This is a genomic window from Clostridium sp. UBA6640, from assembly GCF_002455975.1.
In the GTDB taxonomy this organism is placed as follows: Bacteria; Bacillota; Clostridia; order Clostridiales; family Clostridiaceae; genus Clostridium_J.
Genome location: NZ_DKLM01000140.1, coordinates 44796 through 49760, shown reverse-complemented (window position 1 = coordinate 49760; position 4965 = coordinate 44796). Strand labels below are relative to the sequence as shown.

2 protein-coding genes are annotated in these 4965 nt (G+C 27.2%); both read right to left on the bottom strand.

Annotated elements, in window-relative coordinates; translation table 11 throughout:
- Nucleotides 1–106 precede the first annotated feature (106 nt).
- On the bottom strand, nucleotides 107–1018 hold the full coding sequence (gene ftsY, locus B2W91_RS15675) for a signal recognition particle-docking protein FtsY (protein ID WP_291582623.1): 912 nt from the start codon (nucleotides 1016–1018) through the stop codon (nucleotides 107–109).
- A 134-nt stretch (nucleotides 1019–1152) separates the two neighbouring features.
- Nucleotides 1153–4725: a chromosome segregation protein SMC gene (gene smc / locus B2W91_RS15670; protein ID WP_291582621.1), complete on the bottom strand. Its 3573-nt coding sequence runs from the start codon at nucleotides 4723–4725 to the stop codon at nucleotides 1153–1155.
- Between the last annotated feature and the right edge of the window lie 240 nt (nucleotides 4726–4965).

The window sequence follows — 4965 nt, the reverse complement described above, 5'->3', positions numbered from 1 at the left end:
TATTTTTATAGAAAACTTATTTTCCAGAGTATATATTAAGTTTTCACATTGTATCCCTATATAAACTTTTAACTTTTTATCATAGTGGATTTTACATTTAAATTTTTTAAAATAATGCTTCTACAAATTCCCTTGAACTAAATTCTTGAAGATCATCAATGCCCTCTCCAACCCCTATAAATTTAACAGGAATGTTTAGCTGGTTTTTAATAGAAATAACTACTCCGCCTTTAGCAGTACCATCAAGTTTGGTAAGTATTATGCCATCAATAGGACAAACCTCCATAAATTGTTTAGCTTGAATGACTGCATTTTGTCCTGTAGTTGCATCTAAAACTAACAGAGTTTCTCTATGAGCCTCACTATACTCTCTATCAATTACCCTATTAATTTTTCCAAGCTCATCCATTAAATTTTTTTTGTTATGTAGCCTTCCTGCTGTATCGCAAATTAATACATCAACCTTTCTAGCTTTAGCAGCTTGCACTGCATCATAGACTACTGCCGCTGGGTCAGATCCTTCTTGATGTTTTACTAGATCAACATTTGCTCTTTTACTCCACACCTCTAATTGATCAATAGCAGCTGCTCTAAATGTATCTGCTGCTGCTAATAATACTTTATAATTTTCCGCCTTAATTCTTGCAGCAATTTTACCTATAGATGTAGTTTTGCCTACTCCATTAACACCAATAACTAGCTTAATTTCCGGAAGATTTTTAGGAATTAAAGTATTTTCTTCTTCTCCCATCATCTCGATTATAACTTCCTTCATACAAGGTTTAACCATTGCTACATCCTTAATTTTGTCGTTTTTAATTTTCGCTTTCAATTTTTCAATAATTTCCACAGAAGTTTCAACCCCTATATCACTAACAATTAGAGCCTCCTCTAATTCTTCATAAAGATCTTCATCTATAGTAACAGCAAGATTTAAAACATCTGATACTGCATTACTAATGCTATCTCTTGTTTTTGTTAGACCAGTTTTAAGTTTTTCAAAAAAATTTCCAAACATAATTTTTCCTCCTTGTTTTGTTTATGATGTCAGGTAAAAGAAATTGATTCATAAAGAATTAATTTCCACTTTAATTGTAGGTTTTAAATTATATATTATTTAAAATTGTGAAATATAGTTTATCCATATATTCGCTAATTATTTTTCTGAATATTCATAAAATCAACAGAAACCACTTTTGATATTCCTTTTTCTTCCATTGTCACTCCATAAAGTACGTCACTGGCCTCCATTGTTCCTTTTCTATGGGTAATAACTATAAATTGAATATTATTTGAGAATTTCTTTAAAAACTCCGCATATCTAACTACATTAGCATCATCAAGAGCAGCTTCAATCTCATCTAATATACAAAATGGAGTTGGTTTCATCTTTAATATACCGAATAAAAGCGCTATAGCTGATAACACTTTTTCTCCTCCAGATAAAAGATTTATATTTTGAAGTTTCTTTCCTGGCGGTTCTACATTAATGTCTATTTTTGAGGTCAATTCGTCTCCATCTGTTAATATTAAATCTGCACTTCCACCTTTAAATAACTCTTTAAATGTTTCATTGAAATTTTTTCTAAGTACTAAAAAATTTTCTTTAAATACTATTCTCATTTTACCTGTCATCTCTTCGATAACTTTTAAAAGTTCATCCTTTGCTTGAACTAAATCTTCTCTTTGAGAAGTCATAAAACTATACTTTTCCTTAACCTCTTTATACTCCTCAACAGCACCTACATTTACTGAACCCAAACTATTAATCTCCTGTTTAATTTGCATAACATTTTCTTTAAGTTCAGTTACATTTTCTATAGGCTCTTTAAAACTTAAAGCCTCTGCATAAGTTAGCTCATATTCCTCATTTAATTTATTAAGAAGACTTTCCTTTTCTGTTTCTATTCTAGCTAAAGTTACTTGATACTTATGTAATTCTTTCTCTGAAGCTTCTAGTTCTAAGATTAACTCTTCTTCTTTAGATTTAATTTTAGTTATATTTTCTTTTAATTTTATCTTTTCAATTTCATTATCTGATATAAGTTTTTCCATACTAGATAACATCTCTAAAGTATCTTTAATAGTAATTTTATTATTACTTAAAATCTCTTGATAATTATCTTTATTCTCCTTTAAACTTTCTGCTTCTTTATTAATTATTTCTATCTTACAAGTATAGTCTTTAATTTCATCATTTATTCTTGAAAGCTCACTATCTTTGTTAATGGTAATTTCATCAATCTTTGCCTTTTCAACTCTAAGTTCAGTTAAAGCCTCCCTATACTTTTCGATATTTTCATCGCTTTCTTTTAACTTGCTTTTTAAAACTTCTTCTTCATTATCTATAACTTTTATTTTCTCTTCTATAGAGTTTATATTTTCTCTAGATTCCTTTAGTTTTTCATTATTTAAAGAAATTTCATTTTCTATATTTTTTAAATTTATTCTAGACTTTTCCAAATCTATCTTAAGTTTAGCTTCTTCTTCAGAAATGGAATTTATCTTACTTTGCACTTTGGTTTTCTCTATATTTTCAAAGTGAATTTCATCTCTTAAATTTAAATTCTCTTCGTCTAAAGTTCTAATATTTTCATTTAGCTTTTTAAGTAAAATATTTTCATTTTCAATTTCATCATTTATATGATTAAATTTAACTCTAAGTTCTTCAATCTCTCTTTTTCTTCCTATTACATTAGTAGATTTAGAATAAATACTTCCTCCTGTTAAAGCACCACCAGGATTTACAACTTCTCCAGATAAAGTTACAATTCTTTGTTTATAATTTAGCAGCTTAGCTATTTTAATTGCATTATCCATATTATCACATATTATGGTTTTTCCTAAAGTATAATCAATTATACCTTTAAACTTACTATCAAAATCTATAAGTTCACTAGCAATTCCAATATATCCAAAAGCATTTTTAATATTATTGCTAAGTTCTAAGCTTTTACCTTTAACTGTACTTAACGGCAAGAATGTAGCTCTACCTAAACTATTTTTTTTCAAATATTCAATTAAAATCTTTGCATCATTTTCATCTTCTGTAATTATATTAGATAAGCTTCCTCCTAGTGCGATTTCCATAGCTGTTTCATATTTTCTATCAACTTTTATGACTTCTCCTAAAACATAGCAACTACCTTTAAAATAAAATACTTTTTTTGAATCTATATGTTGCATTAAAAGTTTAACAGACCTATTATACCCTTCATATTGCTTATCTAGATTAATTAGCATATTTAAATTTGCATCTGTCTTGTTTGAATTAGCGACTAATTCCTTAAGCTTTTTTTCTTCTAAGGTTTGACTGTGCCTTAATTTCCCAATTTCACTTTTGTTAGCTTTAACTTTATCCTCATAATCATTTATTTTTTCTAAAAGCTTATTAGATTCTATTTCAAGGACAGCTTTAGTAGAGTTGTTAATTTTTAACGAATTAATAAACCCTTCTATATCTATTCTTAATCCTTGAAGTTTTTCATTTAAAATACCTAATTGGCTCTCTAGAAGCATTATGTTATTATTTTTCAGATTTCTATTATCTAAAAGGCTTTGCTTCTTCGATTGAAAAGCCACTAATTTTTCATTTTCATTGAAAGTATCATCACTTAATCTTTTTATTTCTTCTTCCTTAATCTTAATTTTATCTTCTATATTTTTTTGATTTTCTTTAGAATCACTTAAACTTACTTCTAATTTATCTACTTCATCTTTTAAAGATTTAATCTTTAAATTTAATTTTTCTGTCTCTTCAATGTTTTTTCCTATAGATTCATTAACTAACTCTATTCTCTCTTCTAAAATTTTTATCTCTGATAATATTTGCTGATGCTTTGATTTATTATCATAAAACTTTTGCTTATCTTCAGATATTTTATCTTCAAATTTTTCTAGATTACTACTTTGTATCTCTATTTGTTCTTTAATTTTTCTTCTTTCATTTAATTTTTCTTGCAATTCTTTATTTATAGCTTCACATTGCCCTTTATAACTAGAAATTTTTATTTCAGTTTTTTCTATAAAATCAATGATAATATTAATTTCATCGTTTTTTAATTGATTTGATAATTCTAAGAATCTTTTAGCTTTATCACTTTCAATTCTAAGAGGTTCTAACCTTTCTTCATAAGTGTCTAATATATCATGTATTCTTATTAAGTTTTGCTCTGTATTATCTAATTTTCTCTCTGCTTCTTCTTTTCTAGTTTTATATTTAACAATTCCAGCGGCTTCTTCTAAAAGTTTTCTTCTTTCTTCTGGTTTTCCACTAAGTATAGCATCTATCTTACCTTGACCTATTATAGAATATCCTTCTTTACCTATACCTGTATCCATAAATAAAGCTTGTACATCTTTTAATCTACATATAGTATTATTTATTAAATATTCGCTTTCTCCTGAGCGATAAAGCCTTCTTGAAATAACTACATCAGAGTATTCAATATCTAGTTCTGAATCAGAGTTATCCAAAATAAGAGAAACTTGTGCAAGTCCCACAGGTTTTCTAAATTGAGTACCTGCAAAAATTACATCCTCCATTTTATCTCCTCTTAAGTTCCTAACACTCTGCTCTCCTAAAACCCATCTTACTGCATCTGATATATTGCTTTTTCCACTTCCATTAGGTCCTACTACAGCAGTTACTCCCTTTTTAAATACAAGTTCCGTTTTATCTGCAAAGGACTTAAAACCTCTAATTTCAATAGATTTTAAGAACATCTATTCACTCTCCTAATTTGCTATAATTAATGGTAATGCAATTCCTAATAACATAAACATAGAAATTACTGCTGCTAATATTTTCGCTAATTTTTCTCTTTTTTTCTTTTTCATAGTCTTCACAGTTTTCACCTTCTTTTACTACAATTTAGTTTATATTATTTACTTTAAAATATCAAACAAAAACATTAATAACTCTTACAAATAAAAGTATGAATTTAATAAAATTAATTTTATTAA

Bases quoted from the DNA above. Each gene is read 5' to 3' on its own strand.
- smc (WP_291582621.1), bottom strand. From the start codon at position 4,725: ATGTTCTTAAAATCTATTGAAATTAGAGGTTTTAAGTCCTTTGCAGAT.
- ftsY (WP_291582623.1), bottom strand. From the start codon at position 1,018: ATGTTTGGAAATTTTTTTGAAAAACTTAAAACTGGTCTAACAAAAACA.